The organism is Amphibacillus xylanus NBRC 15112 (assembly GCF_000307165.1).
In the GTDB taxonomy this organism is placed as follows: Bacteria; Bacillota; Bacilli; order Bacillales; family Amphibacillaceae; genus Amphibacillus; species Amphibacillus xylanus.
In genome coordinates, this window is the sequence record NC_018704.1 from 1,531,864 (window position 1) to 1,558,852 (window position 26,989).

Here is a 26,989-nt window from a genome sequence, read left to right on the forward strand (position 1 = left end):
TTACTAATCTCCTTTTATAATAATAGCTAATGGAAACTTGACAATAATGACTCAATAATTAAATGCCAACCGTCGACTAAAACAAATAATAAAATCTTAAATGGCAACGAGATCATCACCGGTGGAAGCATCATCATCCCCATTGACATGAGGATACTTGCGACCGTCATATCAATGACTAAAAACGGAATAAAGATTAAAAAACCCATTGTAAAAGCCGTTTTGATTTCGCTAATAGCAAAAGCTGGTACCAAAGCAGTTAAAGGAATGTCTTCAATTGTTTCAATAGCTTCTGTATTTGTGTAATTTAAGAACAATTGTAAATCCTTCTGCCTCGTATGTTTTGCCATAAACTGCTTTATAGGACCACTCGCCAAGTCATAAGCTTCATCTAAGCCTATCTCTTCATTCATTAATGGTGTTAATGCTTCTTCATTAATTTGTTGAAATGTTGGTGCCATAACGAAGAAGGTAATAAATAATGCAATTCCAATTAAAACTTGATTTGGTGGCATTTGCTGTGTCGCTAATGAAGTCCGAGTAAATGATAAAACAATAATGGTTCGAGTGAAACTTGTTAATAAAATTAAAATACCTGGTGCTAAAGAGAAAATAGTAAGTAATATTAATAATTGTACGGCACTAGATACTGTTTCGATATCTGTGCCTGAAAAAATATCAATAAATTCATTCATAATTAATCTTCTTCCTTATATTTAACTCTAATTTTTTCTCTTTTTTCCTTCATAGTGTCGAGCTCACCTTTAAACAAAGAGGCAAAATCTTGATTTTCAAATTTTTGCTCTTGTTGTTCAAGTTCTGCTGATTTTGCTTGTTTTTGAAAGATCTTCAACTGACCTAAAATAGATTGTGCTGGTAAAGTTGATGCATCCTGTTTAGCAACTAAAGCTTCAATAACTTGTTCATCTGTTATTTCGGTTAGGAGCGAAATATCATCGCCTACTCCAACGAGAAAAACTTTCTCTCCAACTTTTATCGTTTGGATAGATTTATTCGCTCCTAAAGAAATTCCGCCCAAATTAACCAGTGCATCACCATGCCGATTCAAATGACCCGATCGATTGAAGACTCTTAATAAAAGATAGATCAATCCTATAATGATTGCTAAAACAATAATTAATTTTAAGATAATACTAAATAGTGTTGGTGAATTGGTTTGATTGATGTTTGAACTTGGATCTTTTGTCATGTTATCGTCACTAATCAAATCTGAATCATCTTCTTCAGGTGATTCGGTTTGATTAAAGAAATCTGTTACAGATCCATCACCCGTTTCTGCTTGAACTACTGGGATTGAGTTAAACATAAAAAGAAGTAATACGAATAAATAAATACACTTTCTCATTCAATCAGTCCAATGCTTTTGTAATGGCTTCGATAACACGGTCAGCTTGAAACGGTTTAACAACAAAGTCTTTGGCACCAGCTTGTATCGCATCGATAACCATTGCTTGTTGCCCCATAGCAGAACACATAATGACAGTTGCATTCGGATCGATTGCTTTAATTTCTTTTAACGCTGTAATACCATCCTTCTCAGGCATTGTAATATCCATTGTAACTAAATCTGGTTTTAATTCTTCATATTTCTCTACAGCTTGTTGACCATCTTGAGCTTCTCCAACAACTTCAAAACCATTTTTATTTAATATATCTTTAATCATCATTCTCATAAATGCTGCATCATCAACGATTAAAACTGTATTTGCCATTATTATTCCTCCCAAATCTATTTTACTTTAAATTCTTCAGACGATCAGATTGACTAATAATTTCAGTAACTCTTACACCGAAGTTTTCATCAATAACAACGACTTCACCTTGAGCAATTAATTTATTATTGACATGAATATCAACTGGTTCACCAGCTAATTTATCAAGTTCAATAATTGATCCTGAAGACAGTTCAAGGATGTCTTGTACTGCTCGTCTCGTTCTCCCAAGTTCTACTGTTACTTGTAACGGAATATCTAATAACATATCCAGATTACGTCGCTCAGTTTGTGGTAACTCGATCTCATCAAAATTAGAGAATTGAGCCGTTTGTACCGATGCATTAGCTTGAGTCGGTTCACCAATGTTCTGTGGTTGTCTTGATTCAGGTTTTACGTCATATTCTACTTTTTGCTGATTCATTGATACAACCTCTTTTTCCTCTTGTTTAACAGGCTCTGCTGCTGTTGGTTTTGACTGAACCTCTGGTGTTGATGGATTTAGCAGATCATTAACCATTTGTTTAGCAAATGATGGTGTTAATAATTGCATGATACTCGAATCAACTAAATTACCAATTTTTAATTGAAATGAAACTTTAATAAGGATATCCTCATTCGGAATGTATTGATGACTTGATTCTTCAGTTACGTCTAACATAATCGTTGATGGTGGTGAAATATCAACACGTTTTGAGAAAATTGTCGACATACTAGTTGCTGCAGTCCCCATCATTTGATTCATCGCTTCTTGAATCGCACTCATGTAAATTTCATTTAATTCATGATTGTCGCCTTGTCCATCACCACCAAGCATTAAATCTGCAATGACAAAAGCATCATTTGACTTTAAGATAAATAAATTATCCGCTTGAAATCCTTCAGTATATTTCACTTCAACCCCTACATGCGGAATTGGAAACTCATCTTCTAATTGATTTCGTTTAATAAATGATACTGTTGGTGTTGTAATTTCGACTTTTTGATTAAGTAAAGTTGCCAGCGTTGTTGCTGAACTTCCAAATGAAATATTCCCAATTTCCCCTAAGGTATCTTGTTCAATATCAGTTAATACAGGCGTCTCTATTGACGTTTCCTCAACAATATCTTCTTCTGTATCGTCCATATTTAATAGTGCATCTATTTCATCTTGTGAAAGCATACCATCATTCATCATTTGGTGCCTCCTTCTTTATTTCTTCTAAAATTTGTACGGCTACCTTATTTTTTCTGTGTCCAGGTTGTACTTTAAATAATGCCTCATCTGCAGAAGCTAATACTAAAGGTTCATGAATCGATTGATCCAGATGAAGTACATCGCCTTTAGATAAGTTTAAAAAGTCATTTACAGTTATTTTTGTTTTACCTAATAAGACATTTAAGTCTAACTTTGTTGTTTTTAGATTTTCTGAAAGGCTCTTGTACTCTTCAGGCTGTCGTTCTTTTTGTGTCTCAGTTTGCATCCAATAGTGAACTGATAACCTCGGCATAATTGGCTCTAATACGACATGTGGAATACATATATTAATCATTCCAGTACTTTCACCAATTGTTGTGTTTAATGAAACAACTACAACTGTTTCATTTGGAGAGACCAGTTGTAAGAACTGTGGGTTAACTTCAAATTCCTCCAACACTGGATCAATATCCTCAACTGAAGACCAAGCCTCTCTTAAATTATCAAGAGAACGTTCAAATAGGTTTGTCATAATCGTTGATTCAATTTCCGTTAAGTTATCAATTTTATTTAAACTCGTTCCTCTACCACCTAAAATTCGATCAAGCATTGCATAGGCGATATTCGGGTTAATTTCAAAGATAATTCTCCCTTTAAGGGGTGACATACTAAAAATATTTAACACAGTCATCGCGGGTATTGAACGAATAAATTCTTCATAAGGAATTTGATCAACAGATGCGACAGATATATGTACATATGTACGTAACTGTGCTGAGAAGTAAGTTGTTAAAAGTCTTGAATAGTTTTCATTAATTCGAGAGATACTTCGAATTTGGTCTTTAGAGAATCGAAGTGCTCGTTTAAAATCGTATACACGAACTTTTCGATCTTGTTCTTCTTGTTTTAATTGATTAGCATCCATTTCACCTGACGATAAAGCTGATAGTAACGCATCAATTTCACTTTGAGACAGAACCTCATCTGCCATACATTCCACCTCCTACCGAGGAGCTATACTACTGTACAATTTTACCAACAATATAAACGTCGGTAATTTCCCCTTCTTCCATTAATTTATTCATTTCATCACGTAATCTATCTTCAAAATCTGACAAGTTTTCCTGTAATTGATCTGAAGTAAGATTAACAGTTTCTTTAATAAGGATGTTTTTAAATTGAAACTCTCTTAACTCGACTTCATCTCTAGCCTTACCATTGTTAGTAAGGATATTGAATTTCAACTGAACATATCTATTATCTGCTAAATCTAGATTGATCTCCTCTGTCGTGTAAGAATACTTGACTTGTTCTTCAATAGTTAAGGCTTGATCTGCATCGGTGTCATTCAATAATAGGTAAACTACTCCACCTATACCTGCTAAAGCTATGATCGACAGTATCGCTAAAACTACCTTAAAACCATTATTGCTCATTTTTCTCACCTACTTTTACATGCAATCCTATAAGTCCTACTTGTTGATAAAACTTCATTATTGCTTGACGAACTTCTGCTTCTGGTTCTTTTACAACTAGCTTTTTACCATTAAACAAAGTTATTGTCGTGTCAGGAAATGATTGAATTCTTTCGATATAAATAGCGTTTAAAGTAAATGTTTCACCATTAAAACTCGTTAATTGAATCATTTTTTATTAGGAGCAAGTCACTTAGACTTGCTCCCCCCTCCTAACTAGCGTTTAAGATTTACAAGTTCTTGTAGTATTTCATCTGAAGTTGTAATAATTCGGGTATTTGCTTGGAATCCTCGTTGAGCGACAATCATATCTGTAAACTCTTCAGCTAAATCGACGTTAGACATTTCTAGCGCACCAGATACAATTGAAGCACTTCCGTCAGATTCCGGTGTTATCAATGTTGGAATTCCGTTTGTACCAATCATTCCGTCGTTAACAGTAGAGCGGTACATATTCGCTCCAATTGCCTCTAAACCACCAGGGTTTGAGAATTTTGCTAGCATAATTTGTCCAGCAACTTGTGTTTGGTTATTTTCATCAATATAGTTAACTACTCCATTGCCTTGAATACTAAAGCTAGATGCTGTTGGTGGGATTGTAATAACAGTTGGGTTACCATCTGCATCTGCACCAACTAAATATTCACCATTTGCATTTACAATTCTGTTAGCATCATCTAGATACATGTTACCTGCTCTTGTATATGATAAGTTTACATCTGCTAAATCAATCGCAACATCATTTGTACCAGACGCAAAGATAAACATGCCATCTCCTTCTAAAGCTAAGTCAAGGGTTCTATTTGTCGTTTGACGGTTTCCTTGAGTGTGGATAACATCAATCGCACCAATTTGAGAACCTAAACCAACTTGTTGTGCATTTATCCCCCCGCGAATATCAGTAGGAGCTGATGCACCAGCAATCGTTTGACTCATCATATCTTGAAATGCAACACGTGATTTTTTATATCCTGATGTATTAACGTTTGCAATATTATTTCCAACAACGTCTAATTGTGTTTGAAAACCTTTTAAACCAGCAATTCCTGAATACATTGATCTTAACATTATTTATTCCTCCTTATTAAGTCACTACTGTATCAATCAGTCAACAGTAGTAAAGGCCTCCTTGTTAAGGTCCAGCCTTAATCGATTAAAATCGTACCATTTATATTTGTAAAAATACGGCTTTGTGCTTCATGACGGTCAAGTGCTGTAACGACCGTATGATTCTTTGCACTTACTAAAAGCGTTGCTTCTCTCGTAATAACTAGTGAATCTGTGATACCTTTTTGTCTTGCTTCTAAAATTTGTTTTGATATTTCTTGCCATTTTTCATTTGAAATTTCAATTTTCCGTTCATTTAAACGTGCCTGAGCATGTTTACTTATCTTTAGTTCCGCTTGAGTCTGATCTAAAATAGCTTGGAACGAGCTAGTCTGTTGATGTGTTTTTGTTATTTTTTGTTGTTTTGGATGAAGTAATGCTTGCTTAGGAACATGTTGAATTTGATAATGCATTTAACCCCCCCTTTTATTCATTTGAAGGTTGATTAATTCTTAAAATTTCATCCGTATAGATTTTCTCACTATTTTCTAGTTCAATAACGGCAAAGCCATTGTTTTCACTAATTGCTACAACTTCACTTTTAACAATTTCTTTTGGTTCCATAATTTGACCAGTTTCTTGATCAATTTTATAATAACTCACTTGTTTGCCGATTAAATGACTGTACTGAATAACTGGTGACATCATCTGATTATTAACCAGTTTATTAATCGATTCATTCATATTCATCATTTGCTCGAGTGAAGAAAATGTTGTCATTTGTGATATAAATTCTCGATCATCCATTGGACTTAATGGGTCTTGATTCTTAATTTGAGTCATTAATATCTTTAAAAACTCATCTTTACCAAGATCACTACTCGGTTTTCCTCTATCGATATTACGTAAATAATATGAAGGATCTATTCGTGTCATCTGCTACATCCTTTCTTGCTTCAACAGTTCATCGAATCTAATTGAATCTTCCCCAATTTCATTTTGATCACGTTCTCTAGTCTGATCATTCTGTTCATGCGAATCTTCTTGATCAGGTGTGCTTTCAAACGGTGATGATTGTTCTAAGTAAACCGGTTCTAGCTCTTGCTTCTCAATCACAATATTATGTGGGCTAAACATATGTCTCAATTCTTTGACGTTTGCTTCTAGAGCCTCTTTTGCCATCTGTGAAGTTGCGGTTAGCTTAACGAGCATCTCACCATCAATTTCTGTTAATTCCACCATAATTGTTCCCAAGGACTTAGGTGCAATTTTTAATACTAATTGATGGCCACCTGATAGATTTTGAATAAAACGACTTTGACTAATCGCTTTCTCAAATTGTGAGAGTAATTGCTCACTCATCTGATCAACGCTATCCACTTGATGACCTAAATGAATTTGCATTTGCTCTATAGTCGAGTGAGTGCTTTGTTGACGTATGAGTAAAATTATTGTGGGCGCAAAAATATATTAACCCCTTCACTAAGTGAAGGGGCCAGCAAGCGATAGCGCGGTAGGAAACAAAGCAAAAGTCATGAAAAAAGGGACACTCCTTGGTAAAATGATAGTCTACTAAAACACCATTACCGAAAGGAGAATCCCTCATGGAAAAGAATATCATAAAATACCCAAATTTAAAACAAATTGAGCAATTGGTTTGGAGACAATTACAAGAAACCTTTGGTTTCGTTATGAAACAGGTCTTGGAGGATATGGACCAACAGATTGCCGATGAACGTGATAAAAAGCGCTATCGTCTTATTGATAAAAGAAAGTTTAATATAGCTAGTCTCTTTGGTGAGATTGAATTATATCGCAATTATTACCTTGACCGATCAACTGGGGAATATGTCTATCTTCTTGATCGTTATCTAGAGTTTGAGGAGGCCGGTTCTTTTAGTCCATTGATTGAGGAAGCTGCCATTGAGCTAGCTGTTAAGGGTCGCTCCTATCGAAATGCAGCTAATACATTACAAACTCTATTAGGTTACCGGGTTATCAGTCATGAGGCAATTCGTCAACACCTATTAGAGGTTACGTGTAAACCTAAAAAGCGTGAACCTATACTCCAACCCGTCTTATTTGTAGAAGTAGATGGTTTATTTGTAAAACGCCAAGGTAAATGGAAAAAGGGAAAAGAAGAGAAAATAGCAGCTGTCCATCAAGGATGGGAAGTCAATGGAAAACGGGTTAGCCTTAAGAACAAACGTCATTTTATTCACAAAGGAAAGCAACCCTTTTGGGAGGCTTTTGAGGACTTTCTAATTGAAAACTTCGAATATGACCCGACTTTTCACAAGCTGGTTATAAATGGAGATGGTGCCAACTGGATTACATCCTGTCGTGAGTATTTTAAAGGTCGTGTATTCTTTTCTCTTGATCGCTTTCATGTGGCACGAGAGGTTAAGAGTATATTCAGCAAGCATCCTCGTTATCGGTCCATTCGTAAAGCCCTTGCGGCATACAAATACAAAACGTTCTTAACAGAGCTTAACAGTGCCGTAGGAACGCTTGAGGATGAGGAGAAGGAGGAACGACTTGTGTCGTTTATCCGCCAATTAGAAAAATATCCAGAAGCATTGGGAGATTATAGAATATGGTTAAAAGAACAGGGAATTGATACAACTGGTATGCGTCCAATGGGAAGCGCAGAGGGAACCATGAGTGTGTTTGCCAAAAGACTAAAAAATGGCCGTAGTTGGTCGGATAAAGGTGTAAGTGCCATGGGCACTGCATTAGTGGCCTTCTTGGATAATTTGTCCCTAAAGACTTTATTCGGGCGAATAGATAAATGGACAGAAATCGAGCTGGAAAAGAAACCACCAAGACATTATAAAGAAAAGGTTAAAAGAACCATTGGTCAGGTTACCAGAGACAATCTTATGTACCTAAAAGGAAAGGCAAATATTCCGATATACAACGTGTTAAAGGAGTTATCTGGTTTTTAAAAAAGGCAAAAACTTTATCAAGGGGTCACCTTAAAATGATGAATCCGCTTTCATTATTAACGTAGAAAAATTGCCTACAAATACTTGACTCAAACTTTGTTGACTGAATAGTTGACCAAAAGTGTCTGTTGACGTATCTTGATTATTACTAATTTGATCGACTGCTGCTTTAACCCACTTCATAATATCTTTAGACGTAACGACAGAATCTGATCGATAATTTGTTTGTTCAGATAAAGCAGTTCTCTTCAGATAATTTTGATACACTTTTGAAAAAGTAGTGAGTTTAGCTTGATCAACGTCTAGCTCTGTTAAGTTATCTAACAGCATCGTAAACTGTTCTTCTGTTGGTTGCATTCGATTTAATAGATCAAGTAGTTGCTTAGCATCCTTTTGGGTAAAATCATCAAATTGATTCATTAATTGATTGATAGAATCAATCGTCTGTTGATTTGTTTCAACTTGAATCATTTGCTGTCTTACGTTGTAATCAACTGATACAAAATGATGGGTCCAGTTAGAAAACTCTGATGCATATACTGTTTGATCTGATTCATTCTCAATTTCACTCTCATTTGATAATGTAGAAAGAATTGTTTGTAGCTTTTGATCAGTTATTTCGATTTCAGCTAAATTCAAGTTTGCTAGAATATCTATCAATTGGCTTTCATCTACGTTACTGACCTCAAGTTCAGCTTCTAACCAACCTATTACATAATCTAAATCTTGCTCAGATAATTCTTCTAACCAATTATTTAATTGAGTTTCAAGATCTAATTTTTCATCTATTGGATCAACAATAGAATTTTCAATACTTACATCTGATTGCTTTTCATTTACAATTTGTTTAAACGATGTTGTAAAATCCTTGTCAGTTTTAACGTAAGATCCTTGATCTACAGCTGTTATTTGTTGTGCGAAAATCACATTACCAGTCACGTTCATATTTCCACCCCCTTTCAAATTAACTTGCGATTATTTTAGTAATTGTTCAGTTAGGGTTGCTGCGCTTTCCGGATCCATCTCACTTAAAATCGCTGCTCGTTTTGTTTCATCAAGTGCTCTTAGTATTTGTAAAGCATCTGTCTTATTCATCTCTGTAATAATGAGCGCAGCATTTTTTGCAGCCATCTCCTGATATGTAGATACAATCTGCGCTACTGCCATATTGTCCTTATTATCAATCGCTGATGTCACTTCAGTTTGATCCAATTGGTGCTTCAATCTCTCAATCTCTTGTTTAAGTTGATCAATTTCCAACTCTTTAGTAGATAAATCAGCTTCCATACTCGCTTTTTCATCTTTAAGTTTTGCGATTTGTTTTTCTAATTGGTTCTCTCGTCTTTCAATTTCAGCTTCTTCCTCGGTCGTTACAAATTGATTAATAACTGGAATTTGATTGGCGAATTCTTTGATTTTCGCTCCTGGATTTAAGTCTAGTAATGATATGACAATAAACCCGATTGAGATGGCTAAGACTAAAGGAATTATGATTAAAAATAGCCACTGTGTAAAACTGACCTTTTTATTTTCATCACCTTGAACTGTTGCCATCTTTATCACCCATTTCTTCGATTAAAAAACTGTCTTGTCGATATTTCATCCATCAATTGACTTTCTAAATACGCTTCTCGTTCACGTTCTTTTTTGCGTTTATTCTCAATTATTTTTTCGAATTTTTTCACTTCAATATGTTGTTCTGTTAGTTTCTCTTGTTTCTTTTCCATTACAGCTCTTTTTTGATTGACTTCCATCTGAACAACATAGATTCGCTCTTTAATTCGCTCGATAAAAGCATAATGCGTTGCTAGGGTAGTCACTGTCCCTGATGAAGATAAGTAATAATTATACTCTTTTTCTACTTGTTCTTTTTTATTAAGTAATAAATATAATTTCTCAGCACTCTGTTCAAAATCACGCATCGCTTGTTGGTAGTCGAGTAAAGCTTTATTTTTTAAATTTTCTTGATGGTTTAATATTTTACTGTAAGCTTTAATCGTCGCCATCTAAATTATCCTCCATCTAAAACAGATTTCATTTTTTCAATCGCTTCTGCTCTCGTACACTTTTCGTCAATCCCTTGTTTTAAAAATGCAGTGATTTTCGGATGTAACTGAATCGCTCTGTCGACGATTGGGTTAGTTCCTTTTTTATATGCACCAATTTGGATTAACTCATAGTTTTCTTCATAAGTTGAGATGTTTAAACGCATTTCATTAGCAAGTGCCTGTTCCTCAGCTGTAGTAATTTGAGGCATAACACGGCTAATTGATTTTAATACATTTATAGCTGGGAATTGTCCTTGTTCAGCTAGCCTTCGATCTAAGACAAAGTGACCATCTAGAATTCCTCGGGTCGCATCAGCAATGGGATCATTTAAATCATCCCCATCAACTAATACAGTATAAAACGCAGTAATTGTTCCTTTATCGCTTGTCCCAGTTCTTTCTAATAATTTCGGCAAAATAGCAAAAACTGAAGGTGGATAACCTTTGGTTGTCGGTGGTTCGCCAGTAGCTAGACCAACTTCCCTTTGAGCCATCGCTACACGAGTAACGGAATCCATCATTAAGTTGACGTTATAACCTAAGTCTCTAAAATACTCACTAATCGCTGTAGCTGTATATGCTCCTTTAATCCGCATTAATGCAGGTTGATCTGATGTTGCTACTACAACGATTGAGCGTTTAAGACCTTCTTCCCCTAAATCCTTATCTATAAATTCTTTAACCTCACGTCCACGTTCCCCAATTAAACCAATCACGTTAATATCAGCTTCACTATTACGAGCGATCATCCCTAATAGTGTACTCTTTCCAACTCCACTACCCGCAAAGATACCTACCCTTTGACCTTTTCCTACCGTTAGCATTGTATCTAACGTTTTAACTCCGAGCTCAATCGGTTCTAAAATACGAGGTCGATCAAGTGGGTTCGGTGGCATTTGATCGGTATCTACACCTTGTAACCCTAGTGGTAGTAATGAGTGATCAAGTGGTTGCCCCAATGCATCGATTACCTTGCCTGCTAATCCTTTTCCTACTTTAATTTTTAATGATTGGTCAGTAGCTTCTACTAAACTACCTGGGCCAATATCATTAATCTGGGAATATGGCATTAATAACACTTTCTCACCGGTAAAGCCTACGACTTCAGCCATAATTTTCTTACCATTATCAGAATGAATGTAGCAGACATTCCCAATTTTCACTTCTGGTCCAATCGATTCAATCATTAGGCCAACAACTCGATCAATTTTCCCATATCGGATATATGGATCGATGCGGTCAATTGTTTCTTTATAACTATTAATGTTCACGTTTGATTTCCTCCATTACTTCGAATAAACGTGTTTTAATTTTGCTCAGTTGCTGATCGATTGAGACATCAAGTTGTGAATAAGGTGTCTTAATGATGCAGCCACCCGATCCCAAAGTAGCTAATGGATGTATAGAAAGAACTGTGTCTGAACCGACTAATGTCAGTAATTGATCATATTGTTCATTAACCATTTGAAAATCAGCTGCACTTGTATATATTTTGATCGACGATTGTTCTTGGACTTCTTGAATAGCTGTTTTAACTAGTTCTACAAATCCAGCATTTTCTTTAATTTCATAACTGATAATTTTGCTCGCTATTTTTGTTGCCAATTCTAATATTGTCGCTTCATTTTGTCCAATAATTTTCAAATATTCATCTCGAGCTGATTCTACAATCTGATCAGCCTCTTCAAGCTTAGCTGTAAGCGACTTTTGGCCTTCATTTCGACCTTCTTCATAGCCTTCTGAAAATGCAACTTGTTTCGTTTCATTGATTAATTGTTCCTTTTCTATTAACCACTGTTCTTTCGCAGCATTAATCTCTTGTTCAGTTGCTAATCGCTTTGACTGCATCTCATCATTTAATCGTTGTAATTCTTTTTTCGCTTTTAAAACTTGATCATTTAACTTATTTAATTCACTTAAACTATTTTGTTCTATGCCTTCAGTCGTGTCTGGCTTAAGATTTTGGATTGTGATTGGTCTCAGTTGTATTTTCTTCACTTTTTGTTCACGTTGGGTATCAGACAATGATATCATCTCCTCCGCCACGGGCAATGACGATTTCACCAACCTCTTCTAAACGGCGAATAGCAGCAACAATTCTTTGTTGAGCTTCTTCAACATCACGCAATCGAACTGGTCCCATATATTCCATCTCTTCTTTAAATGTTTCAGCCATTCTACTAGACATATTTTCAAAAATAACACTTTGAACTTCTTCACTAGCAACTTTAAGTGCTAGGCGTAAGTCATCATTTTCAACTTCTCTAATAACACGCTGAATCGCTCGATTATCAAGCGTAACAATATCTTCAAATACAAACATTCTCTTCTTAATTTCTTCAGCTAATTCAGGGTCTTGGATTTCTAAAGCATCAAGTATCGTTCGTTCAGTGCTTCGATCAACACCATTTAACACTTCAACAACAGCTTGAATACCACCCGTTTGTGTATAATCTTGCGTCACAGTAGCTGATAATTTCTCTTCTAATATTTGTTCAACTTGATAGATAATTTCTGGTGATGTCGAGTCCATTAAAGCAATACGTTTTGCTACATCTGCCTGCACTTCTTGTGGTAACTCTGACAAAATTTGTCCTGCTTGCTCATTATCTAAATAGGATAATATTAATGCGATTGTCTGCGGATGCTCAGATTGAATAAAGTTAAGTATTTGAGCTGGATCCGCCTTTCTAGCAAAGTCAAACGGCTTTACTTGTAATGAGGAAGTTAGACGGGCAATAATCCGCTGTGCTTCTTCACTACCGACCGCTTTTTCTAAAACAGTCCTCGCATAGCCAATTCCACCTTGTGAAATATAATCTTGAGCAAGTGCAATTTGATGAAATTGCTCTAATACTTCCTCTATTTGTTCTGAATTAACTTTCTTTACTGATGAGATTTCTAAAGTCAATTTCTCGATTTCTTCTTCAGTTAGGTGCTTATATATTTGTGCCGATACATCTGGACCAAGTGAAATAAGTAGAATTGCCGCTTTTTGTCGACTGGTAAGTATTTGTTTGTGTCTAGTAGTCATTCAGCTCTCCCCCTAATCCTCAGAAATCCATGAACGTAATAACTTGGCAAACTCGTCTGGTCTGTCTTGAGCAAGTTTTTCAAGTTGCTTGCGTTTCATTGTGCTTTCAGTTGGTTCAGCTTCGTCAATTTCAGGAAGGCTGATTTCTTCTCCAACTTCAGCTTCAGCAGTATATGCAAATTCTTCTTCAAAATTATTTTGTTTTCTAGTGGCTAAAATAATGACCAAAATAACTATTAAGAGTAGTAAAACTCCTACAGCAATCATTATCCAGAAAGGTATTTCAAACTTAGTTGGTTGTTCTATAGGATTCATCCCACCAAACTCCTGGAAGACAATTGATACATTCGGTGTATTAGTTGTTGTCTCATATGACCCATCAACTGTCGTTTGAATAATTGAGTCTAATATTGACGCAATACCTGATTCAACATTTGCTTGTTCTGCAGGCGTTAATAATACTGGTTGACCATCTTCGCCTATCGTATCTTTACGACGATCAACAGCAACCTGAATACCTAAATCTCTAATTTTATATGGACTTTCAATAATTTCACGTTGAATTCGATTAAACTCATAGTTAACTGAGTCTTGAATTAACTCATAATCCCCATTTCCGGAATCACCAGCTGGATAGTTCGCTACATCATTTTCACCACTACCCACTGTCCCTTCAATTGGACCAGTACCTGTATATGTTTCATGGATACTTTCTACACTCACAGGAAGTCCATCTATTTCATCATTAACAGGATCAACTAGCTGCTCCATTCGATTTTCTTGCGTAAAATCAATATCAGCTGTAACTGAAGTAACAACTTTGTCTGCGCCGATCATAATACTTAGCATTTGTTGAACTCGGCGTTGAATATCCTTTTCAATATCTTTCTTAATTGCTTGCTGAGAAGCGTAAATATCCCCACTCGTAAAATTACCTGAACTTTCTAGGTCATAATGATTGAAGTTCTGGTCAATTATGCCGATATTTTCTATAGGGAGGTTCGGTACTGATTTCGAGATCAGATGATAGAGTGCATTAATCTGACTAGGCTCAAAACGATAACCAGGTGCTACCTCTAATACAATTGATGCCGAGGCCTCTCCTTGATCATCACTAACGAATATTTGTTGCTGTGGCATTGTGATCATGACATTCGCATTATTAATGCCTGCAATACTCTTAATTAAATTTGCTAATTCAGTTTGAGTAGCATCTAATTTCATCATGTCAAATTCATTATCAGTCACGCCCCAAGAGCTATTTTGACTGAAAAATGAGTAATCAATACCACCGCTTTGCGGGATACCTTGAGCAGCGAGATCGACTAATAGATTATTTGCCAATTCTTCAGGTACACGGATGGTTGATCCGCCATCTGTAATCTCACTATCTATTCCTCTCGCATCTAATTCTGCTTTAATTTGTCCTGCTTCTTGCAAAGTTAGATTGCTATATAAAGGAACCATTGTTGTACGTGTAGCTATATAGCTTCCACCACCAACAATAATTAAGAAAATTAAAATAGAAGAAAGTATAATGCCTTTTTCCCTTTTACTACGAATCTTCCAAAATTCTATAATTTTATCTTTTTGTTGAATAAATATTTCTTTCATAATGTGCCTCCATACCAATCACAGTTCAATTGAAGTGCTAAAACTTAGATTTGCATTCTCATGATTTCATTGTAAGCATCGATAACTTTACTTTGCACTTCAACTGCCAAACTCATTGATAGTGATGCTTTCTGTGCTGCAATCATGACATCGTGTAGTTGATCAATTTCACCATTAACAAGCATCTCTGTTTTTTGTGCTGACTCAATTTGGGTTTGATTTAATTGTTCGAGCGCTTGCTTGAATTGAGTTGAAAATTGATTGTGTATAGAGTCTTGCCCATTTGGTCCGTTTGCTTTTATATAAGTGTTTGGTTGAGTAGATTGTAAAGTTTGAAGATCAATACGCATTTAGTTCACCTTCTTTTTTATTATCTGCCTATTTCAAGTGTTTTCATTAACATACCTTTAGTAGCATTTAGAGCTGTTACATTCGCTTCATATGATCTTGTTGCACTCATTAAATCAACCATTTCTTGAAGTGGATCAACATTTGGCATTCGAACATATCCATCAGCACCTGCGTCTGGATGCGCAGGATTATACACTAACGTAAACGGTTCATCATCTTCAGTAATGGCTGTTGCTTTAACTCCGTTCAAATTTGTTTGATTACGACTTCGTACACGACTTAAATGATTTGCAAATGAATGTCCGCTTTCTTGAAAACGAACGGTCTTTCTGCGATATGGTTCAAACTCGCCATTTTCACTTACACGAGCACGTGTTGTTTCTGCATTCGCAATATTTGATGAGACAACATCCATTCTTAATCTTTGAGCAGTTAAAGCAGATCCACTCACATTCATACTATTAAAAATACTCATGATTAACGTCCCCCACGAATAACATTCTGTAATGTATTAAAACGTCCATTTAATCGATCAACCAAAGCTTGCTGATAAATTTGGTTATTGGCTAATTCAACCATTTCCTTGTCAATATCTACATTGTTTCCATTGTGATTATATTGGGTATTATGATTAACATGAACTTTAAATCCTCTAATCGTATTTCCGAACTCGATATGACGCGGATCCGTTCTCTTTGCTGTAAATTGACTCTGTTGTTCTAATTCTAATAAACTCTTAAACTCAATACTCTTTGCTTTATAACCTGGCGTATCAACGTTAGCAAGATTATTGGCAATCGTTTCGTTTTTTAGATGCGCATAATTTAAACCATGGTGTAAACTGTCGATCGTGCGATCAAAAATCGACATAATTCCGCCTCCTTTTATTTTTGAATAATTATCTAAAATTGTTATCAATTAACTATTATCATGACATTACGACCTAATTCCGACAAACTAATATAATTATATTGAATTATTAATAAAAATTCATTAATTTTGACCATTTTACGACTAAAGTTATTGATATTTCTTTTGTTCATCCAACTATATTCCTATGTATAATTAGGTCGAACTTTGACTGTTTCTATACATAATAGTCGTATTTCAATTATTACACAATCATGTAAAAAAGCCAACATAATTGTTGTTATTCTACAGTTAATGATAGCGCTCTCATATACATTTCGAGTTATAAAATCGCTTTATTATTATCACTTGTATTTTATTTCAGGTTGATGGTTATTTTTTAGATTATTCAAGTGATCTGGTCATGCTTCTTAAATAATATCTCTTTCTCACTTCATGAATATTAGCTTTATTTACCCTCTTTAATCCAGGTAATATATTGGCAAAGATTGAAAGTGAATAATATTTCCTATTGCAGATTAATGCACATAAAAAAGGTGTCATTGAATTTTTAAATTCAATGACACCTTTTTTTGTAATTTAGTTATCATCTGCTTTTAGTTTTTGCAATTCTACTAAGAAATTATCATTAAGTACTTTAATGTATGTTCCCTTCATACCTAACGAACGAGATTCAATTACTCCAGCACTTTCTAGTTTTCTAAGTGCGTTGACGATTACTGATCTTGTAATACCAACGCGATCAGCTATTTTACTTGCAACAAGTAATCCTTCTTTTCCATCTAATTCTGCAAAGATATGTTCAATAGCCTCTAACTCACTGTAGGATAATGAACTAATCGCCATTTGAACAACGGCTTTTGATCGAGCTTCTTTCTCAATTTCTTTAGTTTTTACATGTAAGATTTCCATTCCAACAACAGTTGCGCCATATTCAGCTAATAGTAAATCATCATTGTTAAATTCTGTGTCTAAACGACTAAGCATTAATGTACCTAATCGTTCGCCACTTCCAATAATCGGAACAATCGTTGTAAGACCATCTTTAAAAAGATCTTTATTTTCAACTGGAAATGCTGTATAAGGACTATCAATATCTAAGTTTGCTGTTGTTTCTTGAATATCGAATAAACTTTCTGTGAATTCTAATGGGAATTGACGCTCCTCTAACATCGCAATCATTCGAGGGTTCTCGATTTTTTGGTTGATCGAAAAGCCTAGTAATTTCCCTTTATTACTTACGACGAAAACATTTGCCCCAATGATCTCTTGTAGAGTAACTGCTATCTCATTATAGTTAACAGATTTTGCTTTTGCACCTTGTAAGATTTGATTTATTTTTCTAGTACGTGTTAGTAGTTCCATATTACTCCTCCGTTTCCTTTATCGAAAATCATTATAAAATATATTGACTTAAATCTCTGTTTTTTACGACGCTCTTTAGCTTTTCATCGACATACTGTGGCGTAATTTCAATCGTTGGCATCGTAATATCTTCTGCCTCAAATAATAGATCTTCAAGTAATTTTTCTAATATTGTGTGTAGACGTCGTGCACCAATATTATCTGTTTCTTGATTGACTTCATAGGCAATTTCAGCAATTCTCGTTATCGCACCTTCTGAAAATACGACATCAATATCTTCAGTCTTTAATAACGCTTGATACTGTTTTAATAGAGCATTTGAAGGCTCTGATAAAATACGTTTAAAATCTTCAACAGATAGCTTCTCTAACTCAACTCTAATTGGAAATCGACCTTGCAATTCTGGGATTAGATCCGAGGGTTTAGCCATATGAAAAGCACCTGCAGCGATAAACAGAATATGATCTGTTTTAACCGCTCCATATTTTGTCGTTACTGTAGATCCTTCAATAATCGGTAAGATATCACGTTGAACACCTTCTCTTGAGACGTCAACATGTCCTTCACTCTTACCTGCAACCTTATCAATTTCATCAATAAAGATAATTCCTGACTGTTCAACTAAATTCAATGCCAATTGAATGACTTCATCCATATCGATTAGCTTTTGTGCTTCTTGTTGAATTAAAATTTTTCTCGCTTCACTAACAGGTAATTTTCTTTTCTTAACTCGTTTCGGCATGAGTTGACCAAACATGTCTTGCATGTTTAATCCCATTTGTTCCATTCCGGCACCTTGCATCATATCAAACATTGAATGCTGATGTTCTTCAACCTCTACCGTTACAATCGTATCTTCTAATTCACCTAGTGCAAGCTTGTGTTCGACTTGTTTGCGTTTTTTTAGTTTTTCTTCATTTATTTGGGGCTGGTCTTCAGCCTGTGATTGATCATCAGTTTGTTGAAAGAAAAATTCAAACGGATTTTTCATTTGATTTTGTTGTTTTTTCGCAATCGGAACAAGCAAATTAACTAACTCTTGATTAGCTAGTTGTTCTGCTCTTGATTCAACTTCTTGCATTTTATTTTGCTTTACCATGCGGATAGCCATTTCAACTAAATCTCTAATCATGGACTCAACGTCTCGCCCGACATAACCAACTTCAGTAAATTTAGTCGCTTCGACCTTTACAAAGGGCGCACCGACTAATTTTGCTAATCGTCTAGCTATCTCTGTTTTACCCACTCCGGTAGGTCCAATCATTAAAATATTCTTTGGCACAACTTCATCTCGTATTTCGGGATCAAGTTTCATCCGACGATAACGATTTCTTAAAGCAATTGCAACTGATTTCTTTGCTTGATTTTGACCGACAATATATCGGTTTAACTCATTAACAATTTGTTTAGGTGTAAGTGTAGAACTCAAATAACCACCTCCTAATTAATCTTCTAACACTTCAAGTATGATTTGATCATTTGTGTATACACATAATTCACTAGCAATCTCTAAAGCTGAACGAGCAATTTCACTTGCAGACTTTTCCGGACTATATCGTTTTAATGCTCTACCAGCTGCTAACGCATAATTACCACCAGATCCGATTGCTAGTATACCATCATCAGGCTCAATTACTTCACCTGTACCTGAAATTAGTAGCATCGTCTGCTTATTCATTACAATTAATAATGCTTCTAGTTGACGTAGCATTTTATCGCTTCGCCATTCCTTAGCTAATTCTACAGCTGATCGCTCTAAATTGCCATTAAAAGTTTCAAGTTTTGCTTCGAATTTTTCATATAGTGTAAAGGCATCAGCTACTGATCCAGCAAAGCCTGCTAACACCTGTCCATTAAAAAGTTTGCGGACTTTTCTTGCTTTATGTTTCATAACAACTGCATTTCCCATCGTTACTTGACCATCGCCACTCATAGCACATTGACCATTATGTCGAATGGCAAATATCGTTGTCGCGTGGAATTCTGTCTTCATAATTTCACCTCTTTATGACTTCGCTCTTGGATGCGCTTTCATATACACATCCTTCAGACGATCTTTTGTTACGTGTGTATAAACTTGCGTTGAGGATAGATGATCATGTCCTAACAGTTCTTGAACACTTCTTAAATCCGCACCTGCGTTTAACAAATGTGTGGCAAATGTGTGGCGTAAAGCATGAGGATGAACGTGGATTGAAATAGCTGCATCACTCACTATTTTGTTCAAGATATAACGAATACCACGTGTTGTCACTTGTTTTCCATTTGAATTTAGAAAAAGATAATCAGTTCCCATCTTATTTTTCTTAACTAAAACTTCTCTTCCTTCATTAATATAAAGTTTTAACGCATCGTGTGCGAATGAACCGAATGGAATATAACGTTCCTTTCGACCCTTTCCCATTACAAGTATTGTTTGCATTGAAAAATCAATCGCATCAATTGTTAAATTAACACACTCACTAACACGTATACCTGTTGCATACAACAGCTCTAGCAACGCTTGATTACGTTGGCCAAGTGGCGTTGTGATGTCACTTACTTTAAACAATTCTTGAAGTTCTTCTTTATACAAAAAGTGAGGTAATGATTGCTGGGTTTTTGGTAAAGAAATCGCTAAAAAAGGGTTGCTTATTGTTATTTTTTCTCGCTCAAGGTATTTATAAAACGTCCTTAAGCTAGAAATTTTACGGGCAACACTTCTTCTACTTAGTTTCTTCTGATAAAGATGGGTTAAAAAATAACGTACAGTTCGATCATCTACATCAGAAAAATATTCGATTTGTTCTAAATTTAAAAATTCATTAAAGTCATCAATATCTTGATTATAATATTTCAACGTATATTGTGAGACATTTTTTTCAATTTTTAAATACAGGCTAAATTGTTCTTGAAGTTGATTGTTGTCCATATTAACCCCTCATGAATTTACTTCATAAAATAATATTGTCATGTCTCATTTCAGGCTAAACTATTTACCGAATAATAATAAAGTTCAGAATCGTTTATTCTTTCTTATCATATCACATTTATTTATCATCTAGCAAATATTACTACTAACGTTAAACCCGATCATTACGCTTGTTTTACTCAAGTAAATTGCGTTTAAGTTAGAGTTGACACGCTAGTTAAGTGAAAATATTCACATATAATCGCTTTAAAAAAGATTAACAACATAGATAACCGTGTGAAATTAATTATTTTCGTTAATTTCACACGGCTTATTAGAAACTTTCTTTTTATCGCTTTTACTAATTCTGTGTTTCTTCCTTATAACTACAAGAACTACATTGAACCGTAACGCCTTTTTTCGATTTCTTTTCAATTAACTGCTCTTGACAGGTCGGACATTGTCTAGAGATTGGTTTGTCCCACGATACATAATCACATTCTGGGAACTGATCACATCCATAGAAAGTCCTTCTCTTTTTCGATTTACGCTCGACAATTTGACCTTTTTTACATTTTGGACATTCTACGCCAATCTCTTTTAAAATTGCTTTCGTATTACGACAATCAGGGAAGTTAGAACAAGCCATGAACTTACCGAATCGACCCATTTTATAGACCATCTCATGACCGCATTTCTCACAGTCTTCACCAGCAGGTTCATCTTTTATTTCGACATTTTCCATTTCTTTCTCAGCAACTTTTAATTTCTTTTCAAAATCTTGATAGAAATTATCAATTACCGCAATCCAATCGATTGCCCCTGATTCAATTTCATCAAGATCATTTTCCATTTTCGCCGTGAAATCAATATCAATAATTTTAGGGAAAAACTCAAGAATTAAATTGATCACGATCTCGCCTAATTCAGTTGGCACAAAACGTTTATTATCTAATGTGACATAGCCACGTCTTTGAATGGTATCTAATGTCGGTGCATAAGTCGACGGTCGACCAATACCGTTTTCCTCCATCGTTTTTACTAAACGAGCCTCAGTATATCGTGGAGGTGGTTGAGTAAAATGTTGATTTGGTGTAATTTTATCAACATCGACTTCCATGCCCTCTTCTAATGCTGGTAATAATTTATGTTCTTCTTTAACATTATCGTCATTACCTTCAATATAGATCTTCATAAATCCATTAAATTTGATTTTTGAACCTGTCGCTCGGAATTGCACGCCATTTTGTTCGAGTTGGACAGTCATCGTATCCATAACAGCAGGTGCCATTTGACTTGCGATAAATCGATCCCAGATTAATTTGTAAAGTCGATATTGATCTCTGGATAATTTATCTTTCACCTTACTCGGTTCACGGAAAGCTGAAGTTGGACGAATTGCTTCGTGAGCATCCTGAGCTTGTTGTGAATTCTTCGTTTTTTGGGCAGAGCCTAAATATTCAGAACCAAATTGGTCAGTGATATAATTGCTTGCTTCAGAACGCGCTGTTTCTGAAATTCTGGTTGAATCTGTACGCATATATGTGATCAAACCAGTAATGCCACCTTCACTTCTGCCTAAGTCAATTCCTTCATATAGTTGTTGTGCTAGCATCATTGTTTTACGAGCTCTGAAATTTAGCTTTCTAGCCGCTTCTTGCTGTAATGATGAAGTTGTAAAAGGTAAAGCAGGATTTCGTTTTCTTTCCTTCTTAGTAACCTTAGTGACTTTAAATTTGTTCTCAGTAAGTCGCTCTAATACTTGATCAACTGATGCTTTATTGGGTAAATCTTGCTTCGCCCCATCTAGACGATGGAAGTACCCTTCAAACTTTTCATTATTAGTAATAAAGTGACCATTAATCGACCAGTACTCTTCTGGTTTGAAATTCTTAATTTCATTTTCTCGATCGATAATCATTTTGACCGCTACAGATTGTACACGTCCTGCACTTAAGCCTTTTTTTACTTTTTTCCATAGTAAAGGACTAATGTTATAACCAACTAAACGATCTAAAATTCGTCGACCTTGTTGTGCATCGACTAAATTCATATTAATAGGTCGAGGTGATTTAAAAGAATCCTTGACTGCTTCTTTTGTAATCTCATTAAATACGACGCGACATTCAGAATTCGGATCAACATTTAAGTTATGAGCTAAATGCCAAGCAATTGCTTCACCCTCGCGATCGGGGTCAGCTGCTAAATATATCTTTTTGGCTTTTTTTGCGGCTGCTCTCAATTCCTTTAAAACAGGACCTTTTCCACGGATAGTTATATAATTCGGTTGATAATTATTTTCAAAGTCAATACCCATTTTACTTTTTGGCAAGTCACGCACATGCCCCATCGAAGCTTTTACAGTATATTTCTTACCGAGATAGCGTTCAATAGTTTTAGCTTTTGCAGGTGACTCCACGATTACTAAATAATCTGACATGTATTTCCCTCCTACGGGATGAACTATTATTCATATCATATTAATTAAATAAAAATGATTAAATAAACTTTCACTATTATTAAATACTTTCTACCAATTTGTCAACTATTCAAAAAATATTCATACTAAACTTTACCAAAAATGGGCTGTTTTTATTCATAAATGGAGCCAATTTTGCTTTAATTCATCCCATTCTTGTAATATATCATAGGTACTTTGGACTAATTTTGCACCATTTTGAATCAAATAATGACATCCTTTAGCTTGTTCTAGACTGATGGCATTTGGTACAGCGAGTACCTCTCTGCCTTGTTCTAAGGCTTGATCTGCTGTTATTAATGAACCACTGCGTTCTTGCGCTTCGATAACTAATGTCGCAAATGCTAAACCACTTATAATGCGATTTCGTTCGGGAAAATGGTAACGTTCAGGTCTTGTATGAGGAGGATATTCAGATATGACTAGATGTTTTTTAGATAATCGTTGAAAAAGATCGAGATGTTCTGAGGGGTAAGGATGATTCAGACCTCCTGCAATGACTGCGATTGTCTTTCCACCATAATAATCAGCAATTCGATGGGCATAACCATCAATTCCAGCTGCCATGCCACTAACGAATAACCAATCTTTATTAACTAATGGAGCTAATAGGTCGTACATATTTTTCTTGGCAAATTTCGAAGGTCTCCTCGTACCTACAACGGCAAGAGCGGGCAAATGGTTGATGTAATCAGACCGACCTAATCCGTATAAAATGATAGGTGGGTCAGGTATATTTTTTAATAATCTTGGATAATCTTCGTCAAAAATCGTCCAAATTTTATAATGGTGTAGTTTCTTTAAATTATTGTGATTTGGCTCAAATTCACTGAGATATTGATGGAGTTGTTTTGCGGTTTTAAGTGGACAGTGGCATTGATCAACTAAATCGTTGATTGAATACTGATAAATTGTTGATAAGGTCACATCTTTCTTAATCATTCTGTACATAAGTGATCGGGTTATTTGTGGGAATTGAGCTAAGTATATCAGACGTAAACGAGGTAAATTCAAGCGATCCACTCCTTTTTACTAAAAATAAATATACCTGCCCTTGTTAGAATTGGGCAGATATGTTTATATTCGACAATAATTCGCGTAAATCCTTTATTTATCGTCATTTATTTTTTGCTTGATCAATTCTATATATATAGGCAAAGACCTCTGCTACTGCTTGGTAAAGCTCTTCAGGGATACGATCATAGAGATTTAAATTTGCCAGTAACTCAATTAAACTCTTATCTTCTTGGATTGGGATATTCGCATCTTTTGCCCGCTTCAATATTTCATCTGCTATATATCCTTGACCCTTAGCTGTAACGATAGGTGCATTTGTCTTTTCTTTATCGTATTGTAGTGCGACTGCTTTTTTTAATCTTTCTCCTTGATTCATATTCTCACATCCCATCGACTAGATGTTGAATTTGCTTTATTTAATTCTGGTTTAATACTAAAATCAGTTTGACGATCAGGAAGAGGTTTATAGCTTACTGATGATAAATGATAATTATATTTCTTTAATCCTTCTTTCAAAAGATCTTTATATATATTTAATTGCTCAGTGATATTCTGATCATTATAAACGGTTAAATGAACAACTCGATTTTGTACGTTCATATCAATCATCGTTGTTTTTAATTGATTTAATTCTAAATAAAAAGCAATGCGACAATAATCAGTATCAATTTTTTCATTTTGATCTTTCTTACTATAAAACTCGAGCTTAATATCTTGGTCTTCTCCGATCAAACCGGGGATTGTAGTAGATAGATAAATAAAACTTGGATCCTCATGAATTAGTGATAGTTGTTGACCTGTTAAATGATGCAATAATTGTTCAATCTCACGACCAAAGGCTGGCTGTTGGGCTAATGATTCTAATAACACTTGTTTTAACGAACTTGATTGATCTAGCGTATTTTTGTCCTGTTGATAAATTTGAGCTTCAAAATCTAATCCTGCATTTAATAGATAATTTTTAACCTGGATTAAGAACTGATCTTTAATTGGGAACAAATTTGGCTCACTTCGATTCATTTGAGTGAGCAGATTGAAAATTTGCCGACTATTTTCTTGAGGTATTTGTTGTTCAATTAGATCTGTCAAAGGCTGAATAAATTCCAGTAAATTTGCTTGACTTGGGTCATTCATAAAACGAGTTAATCCGTCTTGCGCTTGAGTAGGAAGCTGCTGAATTACTTTGTCTAAAATGGTCGTGTCCTCTAAAATAACTTGTAATTGACTTAGGGTTCGAGAAGTTACCGCTTGACCTTGAGTATTAATTTGACTTAATACTTTTTCAAATTGAAACAACTGCTTATCGGATAATGCTAACTGTCTTTCTAGTCGATTTGCTATTGCTTTTTCATCTACTTGAGAGTTTATTTCTAGTTCTTTAGGATCTTGATTGGCTTTTACTTCATTTTGACTTGAGCTCTCATGATCGATTTGACGGCTTACTAGCTTATGTTGTAGCAATTCGGTCAATTTATCGAATTGCTCTTGATTTAGTGGTTGCATTGGCTCTTGTACTGTCTCAGTATCAATAAATTGTGATAATGATTTCAATAATTGATCAGTCGTCTCATTTGTGACTGGTTCCTTTAATACAGCCTGATATAATTGATTAATTTGCTCAGTAATTGTTCGATTTGATTGAACAGTTTTATATGATTGAAGTGTTGTTTCTGAGATCGGTAACTGTTTTTTTAATAAATGGATGATTATCTCTTTTGTTTCTTGGCTTTGATCATTCTTTAGTAACTCTAATGCTTGCTTTAAATCAGCTTGTCGTACTGGAATGTCATTTGAGAAAATTTCATGCAAAAATTGCTTATTCACTTTAGTTGGGGCGATATTTAAATTGGCTAAAACCATTTGGATTTGTTCAGCTAATGAAATAGTTGTTGACGATTGTGATACGACACTTAATTGAGGCATTTCACCTATTGAGGTGACTTCAAATAAGTAAGCTTCATTAATATTAATTGGAACCTCTAATTTGGCAGTAACTTGATGATTGCCAAATTGGATCAGGGCTACGTTATTCGGTAAGATTTCTTTTACCCTACCAAGCATGACCTGACCTTGCTTCAATACTAATGTCTGCGATTGTTGATCGTTTAGTAATGACCGAATTTGAGGTGACAAATTAGACAATAATGGTTCCATCGTCATTTTCTCCTTTTAAGTAATTCTTGATCGGTGCAAATGTCTTTCTATGATATGGTGTAATACCATGTTCCTCAAGCCCTAATAAATGAGCAGTAGTACCGTAACCTTGATTTTGATCAAATTGATAATATGGATAGCGCTCATGAATTGTAGCCATAATTCGATCACGATGTACTTTCGCAATCACACTAGCTGCTGCAATAGAGATACTTTTTTGATCTCCTTTAATGATAACATCGCTTGAATAAGGCAGGTTATCTAATGGTACTGCATCAATTAATAAATGATCTGGTTCAATCCCCAATTGCTGAACGGCTTTTTCCATCGCTAATATTGAAGCTTGATAAATATTAATGTCATCGATGACTTCATGACTAACTTCCCCAATTCCAACTGCAATTGCCTGTTCCTTAATGATTTCAGCGTATTGTTCTCTTTGAGCAACTGATAGTTTCTTAGAATCTGTTAAACCAATTAAATTAAAATCAACAGGTAAAATAACCGCTGCCGCAACTACTGGACCTGCTAAAGGACCCCGACCTACTTCATCAATGCCGGCAATTAACGTTTTTCCTTGCTGATAGTAATTTCTTTCGTATGATTTCATTTCATAAAGCTGATCTAGTAAAAGTTGTTTTTTTGCTAGACGATTATAATAAACTTTTAAGGCTTGTTGAACACCTTTTCTAGTATCTAATTTCAATGATTCTAAAATATCGTCAGCGACTGTATCTTGTTTTAAGATTTGTTTTATTTCAGCAATTGATTGATTTTTCATTATAAA

General features: G+C 35.0%; 31 protein-coding genes. 1 reads left to right on the forward strand and 30 read right to left on the reverse strand.

The window, feature by feature from the left end:
• Positions 1 to 26: 26 nt before the first annotated feature.
• The 11 genes from fliP to AXY_RS07650 form a co-directional block, all read right to left on the reverse strand.
• Positions 27 to 695 carry a flagellar type III secretion system pore protein FliP gene (gene fliP, locus AXY_RS07600; protein WP_015010218.1) on the reverse strand — a complete coding sequence of 223 codons (669 nt, stop codon included), beginning with the start codon at positions 693 to 695 and terminating at the stop codon, positions 27 to 29.
• A gap of 2 nt (positions 696 to 697) precedes the next feature.
• A complete protein-coding gene (locus AXY_RS07605; protein ID WP_041450139.1) occupies positions 698 to 1,327 on the reverse strand; it encodes a flagellar biosynthetic protein FliO in 630 nt (209 codons plus the stop codon).
• A gap of 43 nt (positions 1,328 to 1,370) precedes the next feature.
• Entirely contained in the window at positions 1,371 to 1,733 is a 363-nt protein-coding gene (locus AXY_RS07610) for a response regulator (RefSeq protein ID WP_015010220.1), read from the reverse strand.
• Positions 1,734 to 1,755: 22 nt separating this feature from the next.
• On the reverse strand, positions 1,756 to 2,910 hold the full coding sequence (gene fliY / locus AXY_RS07615; RefSeq protein WP_015010221.1) for a flagellar motor switch phosphatase FliY: 1,155 nt from the start codon (positions 2,908 to 2,910) through the stop codon (positions 1,756 to 1,758).
• The gene (gene fliM, locus AXY_RS07620; protein ID WP_015010222.1) at positions 2,900 to 3,901 is read right to left on the reverse strand and encodes a flagellar motor switch protein FliM; all 1,002 of its coding nucleotides are present in this window, start codon (positions 3,899 to 3,901) and stop codon (positions 2,900 to 2,902) included. The genes fliY and fliM overlap by 11 nt, the downstream gene beginning before the upstream one ends.
• A gap of 28 nt (positions 3,902 to 3,929) precedes the next feature.
• Complete coding sequence (locus AXY_RS07625) at positions 3,930 to 4,346, reverse strand: flagellar basal body-associated FliL family protein (protein WP_015010223.1); 417 nt, start codon at positions 4,344 to 4,346, stop codon at positions 3,930 to 3,932.
• Positions 4,336 to 4,557, reverse strand: coding sequence for a flagellar FlbD family protein (locus AXY_RS07630; protein WP_015010224.1), 222 nt, complete (start codon positions 4,555 to 4,557; stop codon positions 4,336 to 4,338). Before AXY_RS07630 ends, AXY_RS07625 begins: the two co-directional genes overlap by 11 nt.
• 44 nt (positions 4,558 to 4,601) lie before the next feature.
• Positions 4,602 to 5,453 (reverse strand): flagellar basal body rod protein FlgG, encoded by an 852-nt coding sequence (gene flgG / locus AXY_RS07635; protein ID WP_015010225.1) that lies wholly within the window; start codon positions 5,451 to 5,453, stop codon positions 4,602 to 4,604.
• A 77-nt stretch (positions 5,454 to 5,530) separates the two neighbouring features.
• Positions 5,531 to 5,905, reverse strand: coding sequence for a TIGR02530 family flagellar biosynthesis protein (locus tag AXY_RS07640; protein WP_015010226.1), 375 nt, complete (start codon positions 5,903 to 5,905; stop codon positions 5,531 to 5,533).
• 13 nt (positions 5,906 to 5,918) lie between these two features.
• Positions 5,919 to 6,368 (reverse strand): flagellar hook assembly protein FlgD, encoded by a 450-nt coding sequence (gene flgD / locus AXY_RS07645; protein ID WP_015010227.1) that lies wholly within the window; start codon positions 6,366 to 6,368, stop codon positions 5,919 to 5,921.
• A 3-nt stretch (positions 6,369 to 6,371) separates the two neighbouring features.
• Positions 6,372 to 6,836, reverse strand: a complete 465-nt coding sequence (locus AXY_RS07650) for a flagellar hook-length control protein FliK (protein ID WP_015010228.1) — start codon at positions 6,834 to 6,836, stop codon at positions 6,372 to 6,374.
• A 200-nt stretch (positions 6,837 to 7,036) separates the two neighbouring features.
• On the opposite strand from AXY_RS07650, the gene AXY_RS07655 reads away from it, so the two are divergent.
• Complete coding sequence (locus tag AXY_RS07655; RefSeq protein ID WP_015009875.1) at positions 7,037 to 8,380, forward strand: ISLre2 family transposase; 1,344 nt, start codon at positions 7,037 to 7,039, stop codon at positions 8,378 to 8,380.
• A 30-nt stretch (positions 8,381 to 8,410) separates the two neighbouring features.
• On the opposite strand, the gene AXY_RS07660 is transcribed toward AXY_RS07655, so the two are convergent.
• From AXY_RS07660 to AXY_RS07750, 19 genes are all read right to left on the reverse strand, one after another.
• The gene (locus tag AXY_RS07660; protein WP_015010229.1) at positions 8,411 to 9,325 is read right to left on the reverse strand and encodes a hypothetical protein; all 915 of its coding nucleotides are present in this window, start codon (positions 9,323 to 9,325) and stop codon (positions 8,411 to 8,413) included.
• A 30-nt stretch (positions 9,326 to 9,355) separates the two neighbouring features.
• A complete protein-coding gene (locus AXY_RS07665; RefSeq protein ID WP_015010230.1) occupies positions 9,356 to 9,934 on the reverse strand; it encodes a MotE family protein in 579 nt (192 codons plus the stop codon).
• 5 nt (positions 9,935 to 9,939) lie between these two features.
• Positions 9,940 to 10,386, reverse strand: coding sequence for a flagellar export protein FliJ (fliJ, locus tag AXY_RS07670; protein WP_015010231.1), 447 nt, complete (start codon positions 10,384 to 10,386; stop codon positions 9,940 to 9,942).
• A 5-nt stretch (positions 10,387 to 10,391) separates the two neighbouring features.
• Positions 10,392 to 11,699 carry a flagellar protein export ATPase FliI gene (fliI, locus tag AXY_RS07675; protein ID WP_015010232.1) on the reverse strand — a complete coding sequence of 436 codons (1,308 nt, stop codon included), beginning with the start codon at positions 11,697 to 11,699 and terminating at the stop codon, positions 10,392 to 10,394.
• A complete protein-coding gene (locus tag AXY_RS07680; protein ID WP_015010233.1) occupies positions 11,689 to 12,453 on the reverse strand; it encodes a FliH/SctL family protein in 765 nt (254 codons plus the stop codon). Before AXY_RS07680 ends, fliI begins: the two co-directional genes overlap by 11 nt.
• Entirely contained in the window at positions 12,446 to 13,462 is a 1,017-nt protein-coding gene (gene fliG, locus AXY_RS07685; protein WP_015010234.1) for a flagellar motor switch protein FliG, read from the reverse strand. Before fliG ends, AXY_RS07680 begins: the two co-directional genes overlap by 8 nt.
• 12 nt (positions 13,463 to 13,474) lie before the next feature.
• Positions 13,475 to 15,076, reverse strand: coding sequence for a flagellar basal-body MS-ring/collar protein FliF (gene fliF / locus AXY_RS07690; protein WP_015010235.1), 1,602 nt, complete (start codon positions 15,074 to 15,076; stop codon positions 13,475 to 13,477).
• Positions 15,077 to 15,120: 44 nt separating this feature from the next.
• Entirely contained in the window at positions 15,121 to 15,426 is a 306-nt protein-coding gene (gene fliE / locus AXY_RS07695) for a flagellar hook-basal body complex protein FliE (protein ID WP_015010236.1), read from the reverse strand.
• A 20-nt stretch (positions 15,427 to 15,446) separates the two neighbouring features.
• Positions 15,447 to 15,902: a flagellar basal body rod protein FlgC gene (gene flgC / locus AXY_RS07700; protein WP_015010237.1), complete on the reverse strand. Its 456-nt coding sequence runs from the start codon at positions 15,900 to 15,902 to the stop codon at positions 15,447 to 15,449.
• Between the two features lie 2 nt (positions 15,903 to 15,904).
• The gene (flgB, locus tag AXY_RS07705; RefSeq protein WP_015010238.1) at positions 15,905 to 16,297 is read right to left on the reverse strand and encodes a flagellar basal body rod protein FlgB; all 393 of its coding nucleotides are present in this window, start codon (positions 16,295 to 16,297) and stop codon (positions 15,905 to 15,907) included.
• A gap of 579 nt (positions 16,298 to 16,876) precedes the next feature.
• Entirely contained in the window at positions 16,877 to 17,662 is a 786-nt protein-coding gene (gene codY / locus AXY_RS07710; RefSeq protein WP_015010239.1) for a GTP-sensing pleiotropic transcriptional regulator CodY, read from the reverse strand.
• Positions 17,663 to 17,693: 31 nt separating this feature from the next.
• Positions 17,694 to 19,091, reverse strand: a complete 1,398-nt coding sequence (hslU, locus tag AXY_RS07715; protein ID WP_015010240.1) for an ATP-dependent protease ATPase subunit HslU — start codon at positions 19,089 to 19,091, stop codon at positions 17,694 to 17,696.
• 15 nt (positions 19,092 to 19,106) lie between these two features.
• The gene (hslV, locus tag AXY_RS07720) at positions 19,107 to 19,655 is read right to left on the reverse strand and encodes an ATP-dependent protease subunit HslV (RefSeq protein ID WP_015010241.1); all 549 of its coding nucleotides are present in this window, start codon (positions 19,653 to 19,655) and stop codon (positions 19,107 to 19,109) included.
• A 12-nt stretch (positions 19,656 to 19,667) separates the two neighbouring features.
• On the reverse strand, positions 19,668 to 20,573 hold the full coding sequence (gene xerC / locus AXY_RS07725; protein ID WP_015010242.1) for a tyrosine recombinase XerC: 906 nt from the start codon (positions 20,571 to 20,573) through the stop codon (positions 19,668 to 19,670).
• Positions 20,574 to 20,913: 340 nt separating this feature from the next.
• Entirely contained in the window at positions 20,914 to 22,992 is a 2,079-nt protein-coding gene (topA, locus tag AXY_RS07730; RefSeq protein WP_015010243.1) for a type I DNA topoisomerase, read from the reverse strand.
• A 156-nt stretch (positions 22,993 to 23,148) separates the two neighbouring features.
• Entirely contained in the window at positions 23,149 to 24,054 is a 906-nt protein-coding gene (gene dprA, locus AXY_RS07735; RefSeq protein ID WP_407919027.1) for a DNA-processing protein DprA, read from the reverse strand.
• Between the two features lie 94 nt (positions 24,055 to 24,148).
• Positions 24,149 to 24,424: an EscU/YscU/HrcU family type III secretion system export apparatus switch protein gene (locus tag AXY_RS07740; RefSeq protein ID WP_015010245.1), complete on the reverse strand. Its 276-nt coding sequence runs from the start codon at positions 24,422 to 24,424 to the stop codon at positions 24,149 to 24,151.
• Positions 24,421 to 26,202, reverse strand: a complete 1,782-nt coding sequence (locus tag AXY_RS07745) for a hypothetical protein (protein ID WP_015010246.1) — start codon at positions 26,200 to 26,202, stop codon at positions 24,421 to 24,423. The genes AXY_RS07740 and AXY_RS07745 overlap by 4 nt, the downstream gene beginning before the upstream one ends.
• Complete coding sequence (locus AXY_RS07750) at positions 26,183 to 26,983, reverse strand: ribonuclease HII (protein WP_015010247.1); 801 nt, start codon at positions 26,981 to 26,983, stop codon at positions 26,183 to 26,185. The genes AXY_RS07745 and AXY_RS07750 overlap by 20 nt, the downstream gene beginning before the upstream one ends.
• Between the last annotated feature and the right edge of the window lie 6 nt (positions 26,984 to 26,989).